Origin of the sequence: Paenibacillus endophyticus, assembly GCF_014192395.1 — a bacterium.
GTDB classification, from domain to species: domain Bacteria; phylum Bacillota; class Bacilli; order Paenibacillales; family Paenibacillaceae; genus Pristimantibacillus; species Pristimantibacillus endophyticus.
This window is the reverse complement of the sequence record NZ_JACHXW010000001.1, coordinates 517,611-541,468: the sequence shown is the minus strand read 5'-3', so window position 1 is coordinate 541,468 and position 23,858 is coordinate 517,611. Positions and strand designations below refer to the sequence as shown.

18 protein-coding genes are annotated in these 23,858 nt (G+C 50.1%); 1 reads left to right on the top strand and 17 read right to left on the bottom strand.

All coding sequences use genetic code 11. The features are described from left to right. Nucleotides 1-46 precede the first annotated feature (46 nt). Nucleotides 47-1,093 (top strand): S-layer homology domain-containing protein, encoded by a 1,047-nt coding sequence (locus tag FHS16_RS02235; RefSeq protein ID WP_183558235.1) that lies wholly within the window; start codon nt 47-49, stop codon nt 1,091-1,093. A gap of 237 nt (nt 1,094-1,330) precedes the next feature. Here FHS16_RS02235 and FHS16_RS02230 read toward each other — a convergent pair whose 3' ends face one another. The 17 genes from FHS16_RS02230 to FHS16_RS02150 all read right to left on the bottom strand — a co-directional run bounded on the left by FHS16_RS02230 (nt 1,331) and on the right by FHS16_RS02150 (nt 23,810). Continuing rightward, entirely contained in the window at nt 1,331-1,708 is a 378-nt protein-coding gene (locus FHS16_RS02230; RefSeq protein WP_246431537.1) for a CPBP family intramembrane glutamic endopeptidase, read from the bottom strand. A 134-nt stretch (nt 1,709-1,842) separates the two neighbouring features. Then, nucleotides 1,843-2,577, bottom strand: coding sequence for a C40 family peptidase (locus tag FHS16_RS02225; RefSeq protein WP_183558232.1), 735 nt, complete (start codon nt 2,575-2,577; stop codon nt 1,843-1,845). 226 nt (nt 2,578-2,803) lie between these two features. Then, nucleotides 2,804-3,604: an undecaprenyl-diphosphate phosphatase gene (locus tag FHS16_RS02220; protein WP_183558230.1), complete on the bottom strand. Its 801-nt coding sequence runs from the start codon at nt 3,602-3,604 to the stop codon at nt 2,804-2,806. Continuing rightward, nucleotides 3,604-4,341 carry an ABC transporter permease gene (locus tag FHS16_RS02215; protein ID WP_183558227.1) on the bottom strand — a complete coding sequence of 246 codons (738 nt, stop codon included), beginning with the start codon at nt 4,339-4,341 and terminating at the stop codon, nt 3,604-3,606. Before FHS16_RS02215 ends, FHS16_RS02220 begins: the two co-directional genes overlap by 1 nt. Further along, a complete protein-coding gene (locus tag FHS16_RS02210; protein ID WP_312890762.1) occupies nt 4,334-5,254 on the bottom strand; it encodes an ABC transporter ATP-binding protein in 921 nt (306 codons plus the stop codon). Before FHS16_RS02210 ends, FHS16_RS02215 begins: the two co-directional genes overlap by 8 nt. Nucleotides 5,255-5,314: 60 nt before the next feature. Further along, on the bottom strand, nt 5,315-6,361 hold the full coding sequence (locus FHS16_RS02205; protein ID WP_183558221.1) for a sensor histidine kinase: 1,047 nt from the start codon (nt 6,359-6,361) through the stop codon (nt 5,315-5,317). Beyond that, nucleotides 6,351-7,064 carry a response regulator transcription factor gene (locus FHS16_RS02200; RefSeq protein ID WP_183558530.1) on the bottom strand — a complete coding sequence of 238 codons (714 nt, stop codon included), beginning with the start codon at nt 7,062-7,064 and terminating at the stop codon, nt 6,351-6,353. Before FHS16_RS02200 ends, FHS16_RS02205 begins: the two co-directional genes overlap by 11 nt. 435 nt (nt 7,065-7,499) lie before the next feature. Continuing rightward, nucleotides 7,500-9,911 (bottom strand): glycosyl hydrolase family 95 catalytic domain-containing protein, encoded by a 2,412-nt coding sequence (locus tag FHS16_RS02195; RefSeq protein WP_183558219.1) that lies wholly within the window; start codon nt 9,909-9,911, stop codon nt 7,500-7,502. A gap of 41 nt (nt 9,912-9,952) precedes the next feature. Continuing rightward, nucleotides 9,953-11,116 (bottom strand): glycoside hydrolase family 88/105 protein, encoded by a 1,164-nt coding sequence (locus FHS16_RS02190; RefSeq protein ID WP_183558216.1) that lies wholly within the window; start codon nt 11,114-11,116, stop codon nt 9,953-9,955. A gap of 19 nt (nt 11,117-11,135) precedes the next feature. Next, on the bottom strand, nt 11,136-12,278 hold the full coding sequence (locus FHS16_RS02185; protein ID WP_183558213.1) for an oligogalacturonate lyase family protein: 1,143 nt from the start codon (nt 12,276-12,278) through the stop codon (nt 11,136-11,138). Between the two features lie 36 nt (nt 12,279-12,314). Next, nucleotides 12,315-14,390 (bottom strand): glycoside hydrolase family 65, encoded by a 2,076-nt coding sequence (locus FHS16_RS02180; protein WP_183558210.1) that lies wholly within the window; start codon nt 14,388-14,390, stop codon nt 12,315-12,317. A gap of 43 nt (nt 14,391-14,433) precedes the next feature. Beyond that, a complete protein-coding gene (locus FHS16_RS02175) occupies nt 14,434-16,713 on the bottom strand; it encodes an AraC family transcriptional regulator (protein WP_183558208.1) in 2,280 nt (759 codons plus the stop codon). A 98-nt stretch (nt 16,714-16,811) separates the two neighbouring features. Beyond that, nucleotides 16,812-18,995, bottom strand: a complete 2,184-nt coding sequence (locus FHS16_RS02170; RefSeq protein WP_183558205.1) for a glycoside hydrolase family 88/105 protein — start codon at nt 18,993-18,995, stop codon at nt 16,812-16,814. Beyond that, the gene (locus tag FHS16_RS02165; RefSeq protein ID WP_183558202.1) at nt 18,995-20,353 is read right to left on the bottom strand and encodes a Gfo/Idh/MocA family protein; all 1,359 of its coding nucleotides are present in this window, start codon (nt 20,351-20,353) and stop codon (nt 18,995-18,997) included. Before FHS16_RS02165 ends, FHS16_RS02170 begins: the two co-directional genes overlap by 1 nt. 53 nt (nt 20,354-20,406) lie before the next feature. Beyond that, on the bottom strand, nt 20,407-21,948 hold the full coding sequence (locus tag FHS16_RS02160) for an extracellular solute-binding protein (RefSeq protein ID WP_183558528.1): 1,542 nt from the start codon (nt 21,946-21,948) through the stop codon (nt 20,407-20,409). Between the two features lie 90 nt (nt 21,949-22,038). Then, on the bottom strand, nt 22,039-22,908 hold the full coding sequence (locus FHS16_RS02155; protein WP_183558199.1) for a carbohydrate ABC transporter permease: 870 nt from the start codon (nt 22,906-22,908) through the stop codon (nt 22,039-22,041). After that, nucleotides 22,908-23,810, bottom strand: a complete 903-nt coding sequence (locus tag FHS16_RS02150; protein WP_183558526.1) for an ABC transporter permease — start codon at nt 23,808-23,810, stop codon at nt 22,908-22,910. The genes FHS16_RS02155 and FHS16_RS02150 overlap by 1 nt, the downstream gene beginning before the upstream one ends. Between the last annotated feature and the right edge of the window lie 48 nt (nt 23,811-23,858).

Genomic DNA, 23,858 nt, shown 5'->3' with positions numbered 1-23,858 from the left:
TATCCATTCCTATTCTCGATTTTTATGAACAAGGGAGACGATTCACTTGAAGATTCGAATATTACTGCTGCTGCTGTCCACGCTTCTGCTATTCGCGATGTTGCCGGCCATGACATTCGCCGAGGACAAAACCACTTTCTCACTAAGCAGCTCCATCAGCAAAGCAAAAGTTGGCGATGAAGTAGTGGTCACTGTTGAAGGCCATAGCGCGAAGGACGTTTATGGATACGAGCTTCGTCTAAACTACGACCCGAAGGTATTAAGATTCCGTCAAGCATCCACTGCTTGGGGAGGCTTCACGGTCCCTCCGATCATCGAGAACGGAAAAATTACATTCGCACACACTACGGTAGGCAATACCAAGGGCGAGAGCGGACAAGTGCGCTTCGCTTCGTTGCGATTCGAAGCCATCAGTCAGAGCGATGCCGCCATTCAACTAACGCGCGTCAAGCTGGTTGACAGCGTGGGCGGCAGCACAACTGCAGAGCCCGGCTTGTTGTTGAAGGTCAGCATTGCTAAGAAGAGTCCGATTACCTATCTTGACATTAAAGGCCACTGGGCCGAGGAAAATATTGAAAGGGCGACGGAGATGGGCTGGATCAACGGATATCCGGATGGCAGATTCGCTCCGCAGAACGAGGTAACTCGCGCTCAATTCACTACGATGCTTTCAAGAGCGCTCGCTCTGTCTTCTGAATCAGACCTGGCACAACCTTTTAAGGACCATGGGCACATCCCTGAGTATGCAAAACCCCATGTTTCGCAAGCGGCAGCTGCCGGATTGGTTAAAGGATTCGAAGACGCGACGTTCAGACCGTCACAATGGATTACTCGTTCCGAGATCACAGTCATGCTGATGCGTGCAGTAGGGTATGAAGACAAGATGGATTTGAGTCCTCCACTCGCCTATGATGATGCGGACCAAGTTCCTGATTGGGCTTACCCAGCCATTGCGACAGCTACGGACATAGGCATAGTCAAGGGAAGGGGCAATAACAAGTTTGCGCCAGGCGGTTACACGACTCGGGCCGAATCTGTTACCTTGATTCTAAGAATAGTAGACCGTATTTCTTCAACGTCTACCGTCAACTGACCTACATCCTGCTCAAACCGTTATAGCCTGTCTATACAATAAGAATCGACTGCTAGCAGGGTCGCTCTTTTGTACAGACAGGCTATATAAGTGGGTTTACGCTTTTTGACCATTCTTCTTGGATCCATTGCTGTTTGATCTTGCTCGTCAACCGTCTCCGCTGCATAAAAGATCTCCTCCATGGATTCTTCATCCAGATTGCTATGCTAAGCCACCTCAAATCAACCGTGCTCCGAATTATTTCATAAACAAGGCACTGAATATAACGACATCCTGCAAGAAATGAATCGTCAGCGCCCAGAAGAATCCTTTCGTCTCTAACATCGATTTGGCCAAAAACCATCCGATAAAAGCAGCCATCAATACACCCAATATCCCTCCTGGGTTTCCAAAATAATGAACGACGCCAAAGACCACCGCTGCTAATCCTTGCGCTACATACGGGGAGAATCCATATTTGCTGACAACGGCAACAAACGAAAACCGAAAGATGATTTCTTCTGAGAAAGCATTCATAAGCGCAAAAACAAGGATGAGTGGTTGTATATTTCGCTGTCCAATACCTTTAATGCGAGGAGCGGACTGCTTCAAATCCATAGCAGAAGTGGGGCGCAAACAATCACCACAATCGTGATCAACAGGATGGGAACCATACTGAATCGTTTGTGGGTAATCAACTGCAAAACAAACAAAAAACTCCGCACACTACTGGACGGAGTTTGAAGTCTACTTATTGGATTATCTATCTACTACAAAACTCTACGCGCACTGACGTAATGACTAGACCACCAGCCGGAGCTTAAGCTGTTAATGGAAATTCCATCGACAGACGGCGTATTATGAATAAACTTCCCCTCACCTATATAAATTCCAACATGATTAATAGCACGGTTATTGCTGCCAATTGTATCAAAAAAGACCAGATCGCCTTTGCGAAGATTGCTCTTACTTACAGCAGACCCTTGATTTTTCTGAACTTTCGTTCCCCACTTTAAATCTACCCCAACCTTGTTGAAGATGAATTGTGTAAAGGACGAGCAGTCAAAAATAAGGCGGCTTGGATTTCTCGCACCGAAGACGTAGCTAACGCGGCCTTTGTAGCTCTCGGCTAAACGGATGACCTTTTCGGCCTTCGAGACTGAAGCTGTTTGACTACTGCCGCTGCTGCCGCTTTTATAATTCGTATATTTCGTATTAGCCGATATGTACCCGGTTTTCTTATCTTTAGTGCTAACCTTCAACCAATAGCTGTTGACCTTGGAGATTACGTTAATACTCTCGCCTTTGGAGATCATACGAATCTTCTTTCCGCTGGTGCTCGGTTGGGATCTAAGATATACCCCGAACTCGACTTTAGTCTCATAGGTCACGGCTGCTTCAACTTTAGATGTAAAAGGTGCCGGTCCTATCCCTAAAGCACTAAACCCGATTATCGCACTCATCCCTACAATAGCAAACTTCTTTTTCAGTACCTCTAGCTGCATTAATTTGTTGCCTCCCATTCGTTAGGTTAGTAACAAATATAGCAGGAATTAAGTTACCTAAATAATTCCTATGAGAACAAAAACCTAGCAAGAATAGGATAATGAACCTTTTTATTAATAAATAATGAGAGTTGCTTAATCTTTTACGATCCATAAAATGCATTATCATCCGATCTTAACTGCAACTATTTTTGACGATATGATAAAAATCAATTTGCCATCCATATTACATTAAAAAGATGTAAAATACCGCTGCGAGTACAAAACGGTAAATAGCAAACCATTCCAGCTTAAGTCGCTTAATTAAATTCAAAAAAGTAACGACGGCAATCATGGCCACGATAAACGCCGTAATAAACCCGACTAAAAACAGCATCAAATTGCTCGACGTCAATAACTCGCGGTTGTCATACATGTCCAGAATCGTTGCACCGAGCATGACCGGAACTGATATCATAAACGTGAAATCCGCAGCGGCTCTTTGGCTTGTTCCGAGCAGCATTCCACCCGCTATCGTCGATCCCGACCTTGAAAAACCCGGCCATAGTGCGAGACATTGAAACAATCCGATTCCAAACGCCTGTTTGTAGGTAATGTCGTCCGTATGCTCGGTAGTCACTTTCCGATTTGCCCGTGCGCCAATAATCAAGAGAATTCCTCCCAGGATCAAGCCAATTAATACAGGTGCCGGCCCGAACAGTTCTTGTTTAATGACATCCTTGAAAATAAGGTAAACGATAAGCGCAGGAACCATGGCGATTATCAAATGAATGGCGTTTAATTTCCTCGCTGCGGAAAAGTTGAAAGCCAGCAACCCTTTTAACATATCCAAGTACCTTTTCCAATAAAGCACGAATACCGCCAACACAGCACCGAGTTGAATGACAATCTTGAACGTGGTAGCTGCATCACCTTCGAAACCCAGCAAATGACCTGCCAAAATCAAATGCCCTGTAGAAGATACGGGCAAAAACTCGGTCAACCCTTCAATAATACCTAATATAATCGCGCTGATGATATCATTCATTAATGGATGTCCGCCTTTCTAAAGTAGAGAAGTGCTGCGATGAAACAACCAATTGATGGCAAAGCGATCGAAATGTATGAGAATATAGCGGGATACTCCGGCAGGAGCATTCCATTCACAATATCGAATGCCGCTGTCCACGGAATCAATCCTTTGTACTCGGAGTTCCCACCCATAACATTGATCAAAGTAATCACAATGGTCAAAATAATCGCTGGCACATAATTTTTCAACAGGAGTGTAATTAAAATAACAGGCGTGGAAAGAACAAACAGAAACGAGCCGGCAACGATAAATTGCGTGAATGACTGCAGAAGCAAGGACAACGTCAAGCCATCAAACTGTCCGAGCATGCCCAGCAGCAGTGTCAATCCCCAAGCCTCCATCGTAAGCGCAATGATCCACACGAATAAAAGCAGCATCTTGCTGACAAGTATGCCAGTGCGGGAAACCGGGATAGTAAGCAAATTTTTCAACGTATCCTCCGCGTATTCCCGACTAAAAAGATACGCTGTCGCCACACCGTAGAGTGGAACGCCTATCAGTAACGTCGTATATAAGTTGGTGTCAAAGAATAATTCAGCAAACAAAATCTGCTCTGTCGGCTCATTGCTATGAACATGGATATAAGTCGAAACTACGACCAGAAACGGAGCAACCAAGGCACCTATGAACGTTAATAAAAACATTTTAGAGCGTTTAAGCTTCAATATCTCTGTGTAGACCAGATCAACCAATGCTTCCGCCTCCCACGAGCTGAGTAAAATAATCTTCTAATTTGTCCTCACTGACAGCAATCTTTGAAACTTCGATATCATGCTGAACAAATACTTTATTGATTTGACCCTGCTCACCAAAATGCGAATAAATACGGATCTGCCCTTGCTCACGAATTTCATAATCAATGATGTTAAAATGATTCTCAAGAATCATGGCGGCTTTATTTTCGTTTGACACTTGAAACTCCACATGTTTACGATTAATTTGGCGAAGCTTGTCAAATGCGATTTCCTCCAGCAATTTACCTTTATGAATAATGCCAACACGATCCGCAAGCTGCTCGATTTCGGATAAAATATGGCTCGATAAAAGAATGGTGATTCCGCGTTCCTCTGCTAATAATTTAATCAGTTTGCGTATCTCCTTGATCCCGATTGGATCAAGCCCGTTGGTAGGCTCGTCCAGTATAAGTAGCTCTGGATAGTGAAGAAGCGCTCTCGCAATGCCAAGTCGCTGCTTCATCCCGACAGAATATTTTGCTACGACCTTCCTTGTTTCATCCTGCAGTCCAACCATCTCTAGCGTTTCCGCAACCGCATTTCGTTTGTGAAGCCCCATTATTTTGGCGTTAATAGACAAATTCTCCGCCGCAGTCAGATTTTCGTAAAAGCCCGGCACCTCAACAATCGACCCGATTCTGTGTAAAATATCTTTTTGACGGTGAGCCAGATTTTCGCCGAATATATCGATTTGGCCATCCGTAGGTTTGATCAGCCCCATCAGCATGCGAATGGTCGTTGTTTTGCCGGCGCCGTTCCGTCCTAGAAAACCGTATATTTCGCCCTGATTGACTGTCATGCTTACACTGTCGACCACCAATGACTTACCGTAAGCCTTTGTCAGGTTTGTGGTTCTAATAATAACGCTAATCGTGAATCACCTCTCTTCGTGTGTCTCTCATTATTATAGACAGACGATTTTAACAGCTTCTTATCTATTTTTTAATCGTTTCTTAATTTTCAAGCCGTCTCTCGGCAAAAATACGCCGAAAGACGTTTTTTCCCACGGCTTACTTTGGACAACAATCCGTCCGCCTTCTCTTTCCGTTAGCGACCTAGCTATCGCTAGCCCGAGACCGCTTCCACCGCTTACCGAGCTTCTCGCCTTGTCACTTCTGTAGCTTCTTTCAAATATATGCACAAGCTCCTCTTCCGGTATCCCCGGCCCCCGATCCCATATGATCAATTTGTACTCATCGTCCAACTCTAGTAAATCTACACCCAGCACTTTCCCATCTTTCCCGTACTGCACAGCATTTTTCACAATATTTCCGATCGTTCTCATCAATCCCATTCGGTCTGCCCGCACTGAGTATTTGACATCCGAAATCTGTGTTTCTAAGGCGATTCCATTCTTTTTCAGCTCCGGTAGAAACTCAATCAACAGTTCTCTGGTCAGCTCGCCCAAATCGATAGTTTCCTCTTTGCGAGGTATCTCATCGGCATCGAGCTTGGCCATTATAAAAATCTCATCAATCATTTCCTTGAGCGCGGAAGCTTTTATCGACAGAATCGCGATATACTCCTGTTTCTCTTGTTCTGAAGCGGCAATGCCGTCCTTCAAGGCGTCCACATAGCCAATAATGGAGGTGAGAGGCGTTCGAATATCATGTGAAATGCTGGACAAGAGACTTACTCTCGTCGACTGCGATTTGACTGATTCGATTTTAACTTGTTCCAGCTGACCGATGATTTCATTGATTGAAAAAACAACCTCATTCCAAATCGCATCTTCTTTTGCAAATAATCGGGTCTTGAAATTACCGTCAACCGCTCGTTTTAACTCCGCGGACATGTGCACCAATTTCACGCGGAAACGCAGCACCATGGCCAAAATAATGCCCATAACTACGATAGATACACCGAATAAAATCCACTGTGTAACAACTGATCCGTTGCGATTCGTAACCGTGATAGCAATCCCAACGATGATGATCCATTGAACCGCAAGAAGCACGATGAGCTTATTAAGATTCATCTTTTTCACCCGTAAATTTGTAACCGATCCCCCATACCGTCTGAATGAACCTAGGGTTGGAAGGGTCCTTTTCTATTTTCTTGCGCAGTTTTCGGATATGCACCATTACCGTGTTGTCGTCTTCTATGTAGTTGCTATCCCATACATTACGAAATAGCTGGGTCTTGGTAAAAACCTGTCCGGGATTAGTAGCGAAGAACTTAAGCAGTTCAAATTCCTTAGCCGTAAGGGATATCTCGTTTCCGCTGACATTAACGGTATATTGACGGAGATCGATCGAGAAACCTTTGTACGTGATCTTTGCATTGCCCTGGGCAGCCCGTTCGCTCCCTAAGATCAGATATCGCCTCATAAGCGACTTTACTCTGGCGACAACCTCATTAATGCTGAACGGCTTCGTTATATAGTCGTCAGCGCCAATACTTAAACCCAATATTTTCTCCACTTCATGATCCCTGGCCGTGAGCATAAATATAGGAACGTTAGATTTGTTCCGCAGTCTTCTGCATACTTCGATCCCATCCACCTGTGGCATCATAATATCCAATATAACAAGGTTGTATTTGTTAGCGTCAAACAAGCGCAGGGCATGCTCTCCATCTTCCGCAACATCTGCTTGATAAAGCTCTCGTTCCAAATATTTCTTCAACAAATCCCTGATTTCCTTGTCATCGTCGGCAATCAGTATCCGTACCGCGTCCATGGCTTCACCTTCTTTTTTAATTTGTCTATTATTCATTTATATTTCCATGTCTAACCATAATTCAATAGAGTTGTTTCTGTCCATAGTGCTATGTTCGGAGTCAGCATGGAACGCTTTCGCCGTTTCATATTCATAATAAACATATGTTTGGTTGGGAACCCGGAGTTTACAGCCATGCACGCGTACAATAATACGTTCCCGTTCGCCTTTTTTCCATCTTACTCGATGCTGGTCTATTTGCAGCAAGGCGTCTGATATCCCCCTTCCGTCATTGAATACAGTATTGTCCATAACAATAGCGTCACGGTCAATCCCTCAAACACTCCCTGTCCTCTCTTGTAAAACTTAAAAGGCAGCCATTCCATCATAGATGGAATGGCTGCCTTGCAGCATAAGTGCAATAACCCTATTTTGAAATGCGATCATTAATTTCTTTCAAGATTCGAAGACAACCGGCAGGGCCCCGCTCTTCATTCGTACCGTAAAGTAAGTAGGACCGAGCGGAGAAGACTGAACGTCTCCGCCGGTTATGGTGCAGGCTCCTGCCCAATCAGGCAGCTTGACGATCGTATCGGTATCCCTATCGGCTGTCAGCACCGCTTTGAACGAGCCCGTATCTCGATTCCAGTGAAGTGCCACTTTGCCCGTATGGAACCTCCAATCGGCTAGATGTCCGCGCTTCCAACGCCCCGGCAGCGCCGGCAGTAACTTTATGAGGTCGGCCGATACTTGAAGCAGCTGTTCCTGAACGGCATTCACCCACCCCATATTGGCGTCCAATTGCACCGGAGCCGCAGGCATTTGCATCGAGACGCCCATCCCCCGCCAATCATTATGGAGCGTGAATAGATTGGGCATCAGACTCGATCTTGCTAGGATATCCAAACAATCCAAGGAGCTGTCTCCATCGCCCAGCCGCGCATAAATTGCCGCCATATGGGCCAGCGACCAGCCGCTTTGGGCTCCGATTTCACGCCGCTGCACTGCCGTTTCGAACGCTCCGAACAGGCTTGGATCACTCTCTTTTGTTACTTCCTGCCCTGGGAAGACCGGGTACAGATGCGAGAGATGACGGTGTGCGTAGCGATCCTCGAAAGCCGGATGAATCCACTCGCTGACCGCGCCGTCCTTATTCAGTCGGTACGCCGGCAGCCGCGTCAGCATTCGGCTCCATTCCCTCTCGGCTTCCGGATCGCCGCCTGCCATCCGATTCGCTTCTATTACATGCTGCAGAAGCTCCTTCAATATGGCAATATCCATCGTCGCGTTAATCGCCGTAGGCATCGGATGTGCCAGCTGTTTGCCGTCTGACGGCATGAAGTTGAGCGGAGTATTCTCGGGGGATACGGAGGGATACATTTTGTAAAAACCATCCTCGCCAGCAACTAGGAAGTCCTCGTAAAACCTCAGTGCCTCGAGCATGAAAGGCAGCGCCGTCTCCCGCAAAAATTGAATATTTCCCGTGAAACGGAAATGTTCATAATAGTGGCGGGCCAGCCAGCCCGCCGCACCGATCCAGTTCAGAATGACTGGCACAATCTGATTAGGAACACCGATACCCGTCGTCGTGCCTGCCGGGATATAGATGCCGCTGCAGCCATACAGCTTGCTCGCATTTTCACGAAAATCATCCATCAATCCCTCATAGTAACGGAATAAGGAAGGGACCAGTTCGCCCAGTCCTCCAACATGCGCATGCCAATACATCATCTGAATGTTCTCGTTCGCCATGTTGTGGCTCCATACCAACCTATAGTCTCCTCCCCACAGGCCGTACAGCCCGAAAGGCTCCGCTTCTTCCGCAGCTGCAGTTCCACTCAAAAACAAATAACGGCCATATGCCCACATCTTGCGTACAAGCGCGGGCGGCGCTTCCCCCTCATACGCATCCAGCAGCAGGCGCTCATTGGAAAGCAAATCATCATCCGCATCATCCAATTTGAGCGAGGCTGAACGGTACAAAGGCCGGTGGAGAACGAGATGGCGCTCCAGCAAGATCTCATAAGAGGTACCAACAGCAAGCTCGGCCAATTTCTTCTTCAATTGTTCCCAGTCCTTGGTCCGCTCGCCTAGGACGAACAGCTTCACAAGCACGAGCAACCGTCTCGCTCCCTCGAACCGGATCACGTCTCCCTCCGCTTCGATGCATCCGCCCTCCGGAATGACATGCATGACTGCGCCGTAATCCGTTCCATCGTCATTCGTTCCAGCGAACCAGGCATATGCGCCTGCAGCGCTGGTTTCAATCGACTGCTCAAGCTCCTTGAATTCAGGCGTATCCGCCCAGCGGTCGCTCGGGTGAAGAACAAGGCCAAGCTCACCCGATACTCGAGCTTCCCCGTACCCTCCAAGCTCATAAACAACCGTATCGTCAGCGCGCGATACGAACAGCCTTCGCCGGTACTCGCTTGATCCGTCCATCCAGCCTACCGTTACTTCTCCGCTGTCCATCGCAAGCGTTCGGCTGTACCCGCGAAAAGCACTGCCGCAGGGCATGGCAAGCCAGATCGCAGCAAGCGGGAATCTGGAAGCGAGCTTCGTCCCGTACCCGCGCTCCTTTAAAGCATTCGCGAGCTGCCAGCTAGCCTCGGCATAACGCTCTTCATCCATCAGCCTGCGGGTTTGAACCAGCGTGCCGCTTACATCCGGCAGCTCATCCCTGCTCCCCCAATGCCATAGGCGAGCATGATTAAGCAGCACCGTTTCCTCCTGGACGCCACCGAATATGGATGCACCGATTACGCCGTTGCCTGAGGGAAGCGCTTCGCGCCACATGTTCCGCCACCAGGATGCGGGATAATTCATCAAGAGCTTATCGGCGCTGCGGTTGTCTTTTGGCTCCCGCATCCCTATCAGTCCTCCTTCGAATGATCAACGTCAAAGCCGCGTTAAATCTTTTCAGAATCTATTTCAGAATCTGCTTGCTCCCGAAGCCGCTCTATTTCCACGCTCGCCAGCAGCAGCGGAGCAACACCCATAAGTACATCGCTGACGACCTTCTCGCTCATATAATAAGCATAGGAGCCGTCGCGGTATTTGCGCCCGCCCAAGCCGGCTCCGTTGCAAATATGGTGAAGATGAACCCCTTGCTCATCCTCGGTTACGAAGCGGTCAAGAATGCCTTCATATGCGCGCTCCGCTGCCTGCCTGTCAATCTCCGACAAATAGCCGAGTCGAATCCCCTTCGCGAGCGCATAAGTCAGCATGCAAGAGCCCGACGACTCCAAATAGTTTCCTTGGCGTCCGTTGGAGTCCATAAGCTGATACCATACGCCGCTCTCTTGATCCTGCACCCGCAGCACCGCATTTGCCATCCGCTCGAAAATCCCCATCAGCTGGCCGCGTTTCGGATGATGGACGGGAAAATGCTCAAGCGAGTCTACTAGCGCCATGGCGTACCAACCCATTGCCCGGCCCCACACATGGCGTGAGCGGCCCGTGCTGCCATCGCACCAATACTGCTCCCTGCTCTCATCCCAAGCATGATGCAGCAATCCCGTTTGAGGATTACGCGTTCGCCGTTCGATCAGAAGCAGCTGATGCGCCGCTTCGTCAAACCAACCGCTCTCGCCAAAAGTTTTGGCAAACTCGGCCATGTAAGGCGAAGACATGTACAAGCCATCCAGCCACATTTGGAAGGGATATATTTTCTTATGCCAATATCCTCCTTCATCCGTACGGGGCTGGCCGATCAATTGGGTAATTAGAAGCCGAGCCGCATGCTCATACTTGGATTCGCCAGTCTCTTTCCATAATTTCAGCAGATTTTTCCCTTTGTTAATATGGTCGAGATTGTATTCCTCCAGCGCGTAGCCGCGAATGGAACCGTCCTCTTGGACGAAGACGTCCATATGCCGCTTTACCATCGCTTGATATTCGGGTTCAGATGTCCAATCTCCGAGCCGACCGATCGCTGTTAGCGTCATGCCGGACACATAACCCCATTTGCCCGCAATATTCGGGTGATAGCCATCCTTGCTTTGGGACAGGATCGTTCTAGCGACCTTAACGGATATGCGTTCTGCGCTAAGGATTTCAGTTGCAGCGTTCATCAAGCTTCTCCTCCTTCGTTTACGTTGCCATTAGCGGTAAAGAAGTAAAGTCTTCTGGAATCTCGACTAGATATAAATTGCCATAGCCGTTCTTATCGCTTGTGAACAGCAGCTTCTTTCCGTTCGTGTTAAAGCGCGGGTGGGCATGCACCTTCTGCGAATGAAAACTGCAGCGCAGCTCGCACAGGATGCGAGGGCCCTCGTACACGCCTTCAATCTTGCGCCACAGGCTCAGTGTCTTGACCGCACCCTTGCCATCCACGATCGCCTGCCCCAAACCGTCCGCGTATGCGTGCCAAGTATCGAAGCCGAACTCCGTCTCTTCCATACCCGAATTGTCATAATGAATGCTGCCGAAGAAGTTGGTGCCGTTCGCACGGAAACCGTGATAGCCGACCGTCACGCCGTCGGGATAGAAAAATTCATGCCCGACCTTCTCGCCGCCCTCCAGCCGCTCCCTGATTTTCCAAGCTTGGCCGGTGCGCAGGTCCAGCCCCCATATCCGATGGTCAACCAGATGCCATGGGCCTTCATGACAGAAGGTCATAAGCCATGGCTCCTTTGGAGATGTATTAATATGGGTAATGAACCGATTTGCTTCATATACCTTCTCTCCGCCTCCAGCTTGAGCATCAACTCGTATGATCATGCTGTGAGGCGCGGCCTCCATCAGCTCCCGATGGCCGACATAGCCGTTGCCTAGATCAAGCCGAATGCGATGCGACAAATCCTCTTGCACGCAGGTCATAACGAAACGGCCGTCGGCTGTCGCGTTTGCATTGCCAAGGAGATAGCCCTCCGGCGCTTCATAGATCAGCTTCTCTTCAAGCGATATCAGATCCAGACGAATAAGGCACCGGCCAAGCTTGACAAACGCCGCGCTTCCATCCGGCGATAAACAAGCATCCAATTGATCAACATCGTTGTAATCCGTCAGTTGGGTAATCAACCCGCTCTCCACATGCAGGCTGTACAGGTTCGTGCAGTTGCCCCTATCCGAGATCATCAGCAGCCGCTCTTCCCCGTCGTACCAACCGTTTTCTGTAAAATATAAATGATGGCTGTGCGCCTTATAATGGGTTAATTGTGTCACTTCAAGTCCTGTTAGCCGATCGGTCTCCGTCTTCCGTTCCGAGGGCCACACTGTTCCTTTTGCAGACATGCTCTCGCCTCCTGAATATGAATTCCTTAGAAACCTCTACAGCCAGGGCTTCAGCCCTTCCCATTTCACCGACCAACTTCCATCCTGCGGGAAGCCTGGGTTATTGACAGCCATGTCCCCCTTCGCTTCTCCGCCATCGCTTTCCATCCAGCCGGAAGCCATCATGGCAACGGCTGCCAGCAGACCACCATTGCCAGGCAGATAAGCGGACAAGCCAGGGCGCTGATAATTATGTCCGTTGGTTAAATACGTATTCTTGGAAGCATCCAGCAATAGGAAATCCACGGCGAGATCCGGTTCTCCAAGTCTTGCCGCCGTCATGGCGCACATCGGGAAATCCCAGCCCCACGCCGATTCCCAGATCCAAACCTCCTTCACCTTCAACAAAGTATCCCGCATGACCTTGCGGTCGATCAGCGTACCCGGCAAAATGCCAAGTGCCCCCAGCATGGACGGATGGTCGCGATTTTTCGTCAGAAATGTTTCCGGGCACAGCTCATGGGCAAGATATACGCCCTCCGCCTGCGGAGGCACAGCTAACGAACCGGCAACCTTTGCCCATAGCGGGTTGGCAGGCTGCTGCATGCGTTCCGCCCAGCGCATCGCAATTTCCAAACCATATTTCCAGTATTCCAGCTCATAGGGCGGGTTTTTGCTGCCCTCCATAGGATGGCATTCCTGCGCCGGAATAAGAGGAGGTCCCAGATCATAGACTCGATTCTCTTCATTCCAGTGGGCGAAGGATACCATGAAATCAGCAGATTCGAACACGATGCTGCGGAACCGCTCCAGCGTAGCGCTCGATGGATCAGCCTGATAACACAGCTCGGCGAGCGCCATCGGATGCGGCTGCTGCCATATTAGACCGTTTGCAACCGGCGATGGGCAAGGCTTGCCGTCGAAGCCTACCATCTTGGGCCAACGCGCCCCCTCATAGCCTTGAGAGTGCGCCAATTCACGCGCCACAGGCAGGATTTGCGCATACCAATCCATGCTGTTAAGCAAATAATTTTCTCTGCCCCACAATGGAAAATGAGCCGCATGCCACCAATGCATCTCCAGATGGGATTTGCCGAACCAGCTGTTGTACATCAGTCCGGTCTCTTGCGGCGGCAGCGACCCGCCGCTATGCAGCGCAAGCAAGAATTGGGACAATACGACGCGTCTCTCCAGCTCATAAGCTCTTGGATCAGCGCTTCCCGAGAAATCGATCGCCGCGCCGCTCATCCAGAACGACTCCCAGTGACGCTCGCTCGCGGCCTTTATCTCCTTGACTTCTGATGTCTGCGCCGACTCCTGCCCGAAGCCGATCGAGAATTCCAGTGACTCGCCGCTCGCGTCCGGCAGCAGCGTGAACTCGTGCGCGCCGGTCCGCTCAAGGCTCCCGGCGCTCCAAGACCAGCTGACCTTATAAGAATCCGCATCCATGCTTCTCGCAATACTTGCTCCGTTAATGCCTGACTCTCTCAGTTCCGACTGATGCCTGCCGTCATTGCCAAGATCCGGGAATACGGCCTTGGCCCATGTAGCAGAGGTCATATCAGGTGCAGGAAAACGGATGAACACCTGCAGCCTTCCCTGCTTAATTAGCGGCGAAATGACCCTAACACCAATAGCGTCAATCGCCGGATGGCAAGCCGTCATGACATGAACCGGTTCACCATGTACAACGAATTCGCTGTTCAATATACCGGACCATAGATTCAATTTTTGGCTGATATTCGTAATATCCTCCGCTTGCGCTTCTTCACCCGACTCGGTTAAGAATCGAAACGAAATACGCCCAAGCTGAAGGCGATGGGGGTTTTGGCGAAGCCAGTGATAAGCCTCAGCCTTATCCCCTGGCTTCATGGCATACCCAACCGGCCTGCCGTACGTATCGTAAGCCTGGTACGCGGCATCACGCTCGGTGTACAGTTCAGGTCCCCCTGAATAATGCCATCCCCAATTGGACTGCGTGCCGAGCGGCACTTCATATTGATTCGGAAAAGACTGCAGGCCGGTAATATCGGCGCTGAACGCAAACTCTCCATTGCCTACGGTAAACGGGGACACGGGGTCCCATTTATTCAACTCCGGTTGATGTCGTTCCACAATCTGTCGTCTGTCCATGGGCCCTCCTATTATTAGAACCCAGAGGCCGCCCAACCTCTACTTATTCAAACGGAAAATCCATCCGGGTTCTCATCATATCCCGGTACTTGCCCGGGGTAATATCTTTGAATTTACGGAAACTGCGAATAAAGCTATTCTCATGCTGGTAGCCGACCATCAGCGCGATATCCGAAATGCGGTCATCCGTCTTCAGCAGCAGTTCACTCGCTCGTTCGATGCGAAGCCGGGTCAAATAGTTATAGATTGTCTCGCCCGTTTCTTGTTTGAACAACTGGCTGGCTAGACTACTGCTAATGCCAACCGCGTCAGAAATCTCCGGTATGCCTATCGGTTCGTTAAGATGCTGCTTCAAGTAGTCAATCATCCGCTGGCACATGATGAAATCCTTGCTCTCGGTCAAGCGGCGGAAACGCTGCGCCAGCATAATTACCCGGCTCTCCAGCTCGTCTTTGATATCCGCCAGATGAAGAGTGTCGAAGCGTACATAGGATTGGCCTAAGGAGCCGTCTGCGGCTGGACGGATCTGCTCGATTCGCTCGACAGCCGACTGCAGGAATGATACAGCCGCTGAAGGATATCCATACTGGCTGCGGATACAATCGATCATTCGTCCGACTGCTTCCAGGGATCCTGGCTCATTGCCCATTTCAATAGCGCCAATCAATTCATCTAGCATGCTTTCATGCTGCAGCGGTTCATTCACTTCATGCCCGGACACCTCTTGGAACGTGATCACCTGTCCATAGCCTTGGTACAACCGGTATGTAAGCGCATTCTCCGCTTCCAGCATGACTTGCTTCAGTTTGGCAATATCCGTCTGCGCGTTGCCGATTCCCGCCGATATGCTGAATTTCAATAAACGCGATACAACCTCCAGCGATTCCGCGAGTATATTCTCGCATCGCAGCCCTTCTACACGCGGCTGCAGCAGTATGGCTGCCTTATCCGTTCCGAAATCGGCGCATACAATTCGCCATTGCGGCTCGAACAACTCAGCCACAATGTTGGCCAAAGCGAACTTCAACAGCGAATGATCGCCGCCGGTGAACGTCCTTGACCATTCTTCGTAACGATCGATCGATAGAATAGCCACCGTAACCGGCGCTGCCGTCCACTCTCCGAAATAGCGGCTCCATTTCTCTTCAATATCCCGCTTCCCGATAAGATTGCCGGAATAAATATCTGTAAGCAGCTTCGATGAGGCCTCAGACATCGACTCTCGGACGAGCTGTGACAGATGCGCATGGTTGGTGAGCAGTTCCCCGGCAAGCTTCTCCAGATCAATGCCTTCCGGACCGTTTGTTTTGCGGTCAAACCTGCTAAACAACTGCTTCAGCCGGCGCACCGGACGGAAAGCCGCCGCATTAATATAAAAAATCGTTGCTCCGCCAAGCCCTAGAGCCGCAATAGAAACCAGCAGAACCACCTTTGCCACCCGTTTGGACTTGGCCAGCAGGCTGTCCTGCTCAACAATGGACACATACCGCCACCCTGTCACGGGTGATTCGAGCTGATTTATAAGCAATTGGCGATTCTGGATCATGATGTCCCCGCCCTCGTCCGCCCTGAGCGCCTCAATCGCGCGGCTTACCGAGTCTTGATTGAAATCGTAGTTCGAAACGGAGTAAAGCAGTTCGTCATGCTCGTCGATAATATAGCGCATTCGATTCAAATTGCTCATGATAGGCGGATTCAGCTTAGCGAATAATTCCTCGTTTTTCAGATTGACGGCGACAATTCCTTTAAATTCCCCTTGGATCATGATCTTACGAAACAGCGTAATGCTCGAGCCCTTGGCTCCGGCCCCTTCAGGCACCATTCGCTTCTTAATGAGCGTCGTCCGCTCTCCGAATTCAGAGGCTATGCTGGTCCAGCCGGAATCGTCGAACGTCAGCTTATTGGAGCTGAAGCCTTGCGGGATTGCCAAGAAGCTCTCCTTCGTAAGATCGTAAACATAAATACTTTTGATATACTTGGAATTGCTGATTAATGTGGATAGAAATTGGTATGCCTCCGTAATATTCGTGTAGGAGCCCTGTACTTTGCTAGTCAAAAACTTGTAGACATTATCGCTCAAGGCGACTTGAATCGCGACCTTGTCGCTCTCGCTGACCAATTCGTCGATTACGTTCATATCGAGCTTCAGCATCTGACGCTGCAATTCGCTGAGCTCTTCCTGCATCACCGACTTCGACGTATTGTACGAGGTCAGGCTTACAGCCAGAATAATGAGGAAGACAGAAACGGTTAAAATCAGCACGAGTCTAACTTGGGTATGTGCCAGATTGTATTTCAACCATTTCTTGATAGACTGTGTCACGATAAATCCCACCTTATGCCGAGGATCATTCCATTATAACGTGAACCTGCCCTCGTAACATACTCAGCCTGATCTACTTACTCACACTCCGAACCCGCTCAAGCCTTCTCTTTCAACCATTCTTTCATTCGCTGCGTTTCGATGCCGGCAAGCAGCACGATGCCGATGCCATGCGTATCGTTCAAATTCCAGCCTAAATCATGCTTATAGTAAGCATGGGAGTTTGACCAGCTCGATCCCTTGCAAACCCCGTATAGATTCCCTCGTTTGTCGACAGCCCGCTCGCATAATCCCTGCCAGCCGGCCAAGGCCGTCCGAATGTACGGCCCCGGATCCTCAAGCCAGCCATGGCGGACGCCAAGCGCAAATCCGTATATGAACATCGAGGTGCACGAGGATTCCTCATACGACTCCGAATCGACCAATACTTGATGCCACAGGCCGTGCTTGCCCTGCAGCCTGCGATACCCTTCCGCCAGCTCCCTAAAGAAAGCAAGTACGGAAGGATAGCTCGCATGCGTATTCGGCAGTGCTTCGAGCATTACCGCCAGCGAGAAAAATACCCAGCCATTGCCCCTGCCCCAGGCCGTCCGGGAAGGCTTGCCATTCCTAACATCGTACACATGGGACATGATCTGCTGCTCCGCCATATACAAATACTTCTTATATAGCAGAAGCTGCATGGCGGCTTCGTCGATGTATCTTGAATCGCCGGTAAGCTCGGAATACCTGCACAGGAACGGAACGCTCATATACATATCATCGCACCACATCGTATTATGCATACTTGGCGAGACGCCGACCTTGCGGTAGAGCGCACCGTCCTCCATACGATCCTGTACATTCATAATGTAATGCGCAATTTCATCGGCCACCGCGCGCGAACCTTTAATTGGACGGTGCCGTTCAGCCATGACGGCCAGTGCTCCGAAGGACCCGCAATCATCAAGGCTATCGATATGCGACAGCTGATTATTCAAGCCTGCTGCTCCGAAGCGATCGCGGTCCCAAAGGGAGTAGGCATACGTCGCTGTCGCAAATTCGACATGGCCAACGACGTAATCAGCAAGCTCTTCGCGCTGCAGTAGTTGGCTCGTACCCAGCAGTCCGGACAATGTGACGCCAAGCGGATAATTCCACCGGCCGTACAGCTCATTTTCGAGAAATGGTCGCACATGCGCTCCAGGCTGATCCGTCATCCAAAACACGTTCACGTGCCGGTCCGCCACCGCTTTGTCGAGCGCCAGATAATCAGTCGGATCGATATTCGCTTCCGCAGAAAGAGGACCTAACTGCAGCCACTTCCCGTCATAGCCATGTACGCGTCGCCCGATTACGAATTCAACCTCAAGATTCGCAAGGTCCCGAAGCTGAAAACCCCATCCTTGCCCATCGCAATAACAATGGGCGATCAAGTCACCGCTTCCCGGGTCTGCATCCAGATCGAAGGAAAAGTCTCCCGGTCGCTGAACCGCAAGCAGCTCCTTCCCCTGCCAGATGAACCGTAAAGTACCATAGGCCGTACCAGCGATCGATACCCGGTGTTTTGAAGCGGTACGGTTGGCAAGCGTCGTCCATGCAAAAGCGGAATAGCCCGATTGCATCCCGTATAGATGATTCAGATGCCCATTTCCTTCTTCTATTGCAGGCAGCCACTCCACTCCGGTGGCTGCCTCCGCCTGATTCGTACCTGGGATGCGATTAAGCGGCTGCGCGAGCGGCGCCGTATAGATCCAGCCTTCCTCCCCTTCCCGCTCAACCGATGGCGTCAGAAAGTGGTACGGTTTATTTTTACGGCTGCCTGTTCCGAAGGCTGCCCCGCCGATCCCTTCTCCGTCCTTTCCCAGCTCTAATACAAAATGATTCCATCCACGCAGCAGATTTATTTTCAGCTTTATCGGCAGTGCAGCTGTGTTGGATTCCTCCTCCTCCGTTGACGATCCGAAGCGCTGATCCCCGTTATGGTACAGCTTCACTTGCCCGAAGCAGCGAAGATGGAAGATAAACTCATGCGGCTGGTCGATCCAAAGCTTTGCCCAAGCGTAAACGCGCTGACCCGCTTCCATATCCTTAAACATACTTCCCAGCGGAAATTCATATAAATGATCCGCTCCCTTGCGAATCGCGCTGGTCCTCGTCACCCGGTACACAGGTTCATGCGGCGGATTGTCGCCAACATACCGCTGCGCGATGACCTTAAGCACATGCGGTATGCTGCTGCCCTCCGTCTGCGAAGCTATGCTTTCCATCGGATCGAAATACCGGCTTAGATTTGTTGTCATTACGCTCTGCCTCCCTGGCCGCTCAGGCTCTCTTGACATTGCTGCGCTTCGCTGCCAGATGTATCGGTGCCGCTGCCCAATACCTCCTCAATCGTGATCGGACGATGCTCCTTCACCGAACGCCATACCGCTTCGCCCGTCGCAACCGAATAAGCGCCATCCACGGCGCCCGACAACATTCGGAACGGCCGTCTGCGGTCTTCACCCATGAACAAATCTTCAAGCAGCAGAGGATCTCCTCCGCCATGCCCGCCTTCCCGATGCACGACATGTATCGTTTCCTTCGAGCCAAACAACGGAAAGTAGTCGATCGTTTGTACTGGCGTAGGGAAAGGGGTTCTGCCCGGCATATGATATTCCACCGTCTCGATTCTTCCTTTCGTCCCGTTAATGGCAAGTCGATAGCCTTCATACGGCAGCGAGAAGTTGACGGAATAACTGAGCAGAGCGCCGCCGCTGTATTTCACGGTCGCAGTATACGTATCCTCAATTTCGATTTCCGAATCGAAAATACAGCGATCCGGACGATAATCCGAGTAGGGAAACGCCGAGGTCTTCCCCGCTTCGAGAGAACCAAGATGGTCATCCGGTACATTCAGATTCCGGCTGCGGGCATTCCACCGCGAATAATACGAGCAATCCTCGGTATACGCGCAGGTACTGCAGAAGCGTCCGTCTTCCTTCTTCGGATTCGCCTCTGCCTCTGCGCCATAATAGTTCAATGCGCCAAACGCGAATACCTCAACCGGCCTCTGATCAATCCACCAGTTAACCAGATCGAAATGATGCGTGCTCTTGTGTACGGACAAGCCGCCTGACAGCTCGCGGTCCCGGTTCCACCTTTTGAAGTAGCTAGAGCCATGATACGTATCCAAATACCAGTTCAAGTCAATCGACGTTATTCTGCCAAGCTTTCCTTCCTGCACAATCTCCTTGATCTTCGTATGAATCGGAGCATAGCGGTAATTGAATGTCACAATAACAGTGCCTTTGCTCGCCTTCTCTGCTTCGGTAACGCGCCTGCTATCCGCTCCAGTCGTCACCATCGGTTTCTCCGTAATGGCATCCAGATCGCGTTCAAGCGCGGCAATCAAGTACTGTGCATGCGTGTCGTCGCGGCCCGCGACGATGATCACATCCGGCTTCGTCTCATCGACCATGCGATCGAACTCGCTCTCGCCATAGGTCCTTACATCGGCATGCTCCGGGTATCTCGAGCGGTACAGCTCAAAGCGCATCGGATCGCGGTCGAGCAGGCCAACAAGCTCACAGCTTCCAGCGAAAGTGGTCAGGATAGGCTTGGCGAACATGCCCAGCGCACGTCCGCTCACTCCGCAAATGGCGTATCGTTTTCTCATCTGAACCCATCCTTTCTTGCTATTTCGCGATCTTAAAGGCTGCCTCAAGCCGCCTAATTCTTCACTTTGGCATACCATTCTTGGACGCGCTTGGTAACGGCTTCGCCTCCAGCCTTATTCCAACGGTCAATGAACTCGTCAAATTTCTCCAGCGGCCATTCGCCAATGACGATCTTCGTCAGATACTCTTGGAAAAGCTTATGCGATTGAATGTCCGGGAAACCTTCGTACACCGTATTCGGCAATCCATCGCCAGCGATGCGGCGCGCGTCGGCACTGCTGACAGCAAAGACATCCTGAACCATCTTCTGCATGTCTTCCGGAATCGTCTCCTTAATCCGTACGTCCATATCTTCTTTCGTCGTCAGATTGCGCATTCCAAGCGCGATCGGACGGCTGTCCTCTGGCGGAAGCACGACCTTCTTGCCGTTTACGACTTCATGCTGCTGCCCCTCGATACCAAAGCGAATAAATTCGTCATTGCTTTGGTCATAGAAGAAATCGAGCAGCTTAAGGGAATATTCCGCTTTATCCTTTGCCACAGTCGGGATCATCCATTCTGGTTCTCCCATGCTCTTCTGCGTAACGAATCCTTCATAGCCTTCTGCCTTCGGCATCGGCATGCCGACGACATAAGCATCCGGCGCTCCTTTTAGCATCGCCGTATAGCGGTCCCGGAGGTTCGCCGGTAGATGATACCAGCTGCCGACCAAATTGTTGTTGATTTTGGCCTGCCAGACATCGCCTTTATTCAGAAACGTCTCATTGTCAAGCAGCTTTTCTTCGTAAAGCTCACGAATATAAGCGATAGCGGCCTTCATATTTTTCGTAACGCCTGCGTATTGAATCTCTCCTTCATAGCTATCCCATTCCGGTACGCCTTCCCACATCGCGACGCCATACATACCGAACAGATGGTCCATCCACTTGCCAAACTCACGTCCCGAGGTAGGCAGCTCATCCGCTTTGCCATTGCCATTCGGGTCCTTGTCCCGGAATGCCAGCAGCACCTCTTTATACTCCTCTGTTGTTTTTGGAACAGGCAGTCCCACCTTGTCAAGCCAGTCTTGACGGATCATCGGCGCCCGCTCGGGGACGAGGAACACCTTAGGCACATAGTAAATATGGCCGTCCGGGGAAGCAGACCTCACGATATCCCAAGCTTCTTCGGGAATGTTCTCCCATACATTCGGCGCGTACTTCGGCAGCAAATCATCTAGCGCCAAAGCGCCGCCCTGTTTGATTAACGTCTGCTCGATGCCCCCGATTGGACGGAGAATGTCCGGCAAATCATCGGAGGCAATCATCAGGTTCAGAAATTCCGTCGGCTCCGAGCCGGGTGCCGTCGTCACCAGTTCGTATACGACACCCGTCTTCTCCTCCACATATTTCACATGCTCATTATCATTGTCCGGAATGGTTCCTACGCCCATATGGCTTTTGAATACTTTTACCGTAACGGATTCATTCTTGTCTGTGCCATCGGCCGAAGCCGCAGGCTTCTCACCGTTGTTAGAGCAGCCGCTAAGGATCGAAACGACCAGCAGCGATGCCAATACGAATATTCTGGCCGATTTTCCGAATACAGGTTTCATCATGTGTTCAGTCCCCCTTAATTGTATAAAAGCTATATATCAAGCCAGCGAGTCGGCTTCATACCTCTTGTTCTCCCGCCAAAAGACCAGCTACTCCTTCAAGGAGCCCAGCATAGAGCCTTTGACAAAATATTTTTGCAAATAAGGATACACGAGCACAATCGGAATGGTAGCAAATAATATTGTAGCCGCTTTCAACGTTGTCGTATTGAAATCGTAGTCACCGAGAACCAGATTGACTGCCGCCAGCTCCTCCGGCGAGGTCAAATAAGCGCGAAGCTTCGTTTGCAGCGGCCATTTCTCCGGATCGCGAATGAACAATACCGCCCGCTGAAAGGTATTCCAATAGCCTACCGCGTAAAACAAGCTTACGGTTGCCATCACCGGCTTTGACAGCGGCAAATAAATTCGGAATAATATACCGGCCTCGTTGCAGCCATCAATTCGCGCAGAATCATCAAGTTCTTTCGGAATGCCTGAAAAGAAGGTGCGGATAATGATCATATTGAACGTACCGATTGCTCCAGGCAAGATGAGTGACCATAAGGAGTTCATCATGCCGAGCTCGCGCACCGTAAGAAAAAACGGAATCATCGGCGCATTGAAAATCATCGTAATAATAATACCGAGCATGATCGGCTTACGGATGAGAAATTGCTGATGCGATAACGGATAAGCCGTCAGCACCGAGAACAGCATGCTCAGAAAAGTTCCAGCCACCGTTATATACACGGTGATACCGAACGACTTCCACAACCCCGTGTTCTGCAGGATGTGCGACCAGGAAGCTGTCGTAAATTCGACGGGGAATAGGAATACCATCTTGGAATCGGCTGCGACCGGCGAACTGAAGGATACGGCCAGCAGTTGAAGAAGCGGAAGCAGCATCGTGGCAGCCGCAGCGATTAGAAACGCATAATTGAAAAACTGGAATAGTTGATCTCCTGTCGTTTTTCTCATCACCACAACCCCTGTTCTGTTTTTCGGGCCATGCGGTTAAATATCCACAATAACATGAATCCGATGACCGACTGGAATAAGCCGATTGCTGTCGTTACGCTGTACTGCCCTTGCAGCACGCCTGCGCGGTAAACATACGTCTCGATGATATCACCGACCGAATAAGTCATCGGCGTCAATAAATTATAAATCTGATCAAAGCCAAGTTCCAAGAAATTGCCGATATTCAATAGGAACAATACGAGTATGGTAGGGAACATGGTAGGCAGCGTAATGTGGATCGTCTGCTTCCAACGGTTTGCCCCGTCCATGACAGCCGCTTCATATAAACTCGGATTAATGCCGGCGATTGCGGCCAAGTAAATGATCGTTCCCCAGCCCACATCCTTCCAAATGCCGGATATGACGACAATGGTGCGGAAGTATTGCTGCTCCTGCATGAACAGGATCGTTTCATGCCCGAACCATCCTCGCACCATATTGATGACGCCCTGGCTCGACAGCAGCTCGAATACGATGCCCCCAACGACGACCCAGGATAAAAAATGCGGGAGATAGAACAAGCTTTGCATAACCCGTTTGGCCAGCATCAACCTGACTTCATTAAAGAGAAGAGCTAAGATGATCGGTGCCGGGAACCCAAACACAAGCTGATAAAGGGCGATTGTCGCCGTATTTCTTAATACTAAATAGAAGTCTTCGTACGTGAATATAAATTTGAAGTTGGCGAAGCCGACCCATGAGCTTGACAGCATACCTTTAAAAATCTGATAGTCTTGAAACGCGATCACGCTGCCGGCCAGCGGTAAGTATTTAAATACGAGATAATAGATGATGCCAGGCAGTATCATGACGTAGAGCATCCAATACTTTCGCATATTTACGAGATAACGATTCTCCATCAAGTTGAATCTCCCGATTGGTATGCGAGTGGAGCCAGGCTCCAAATG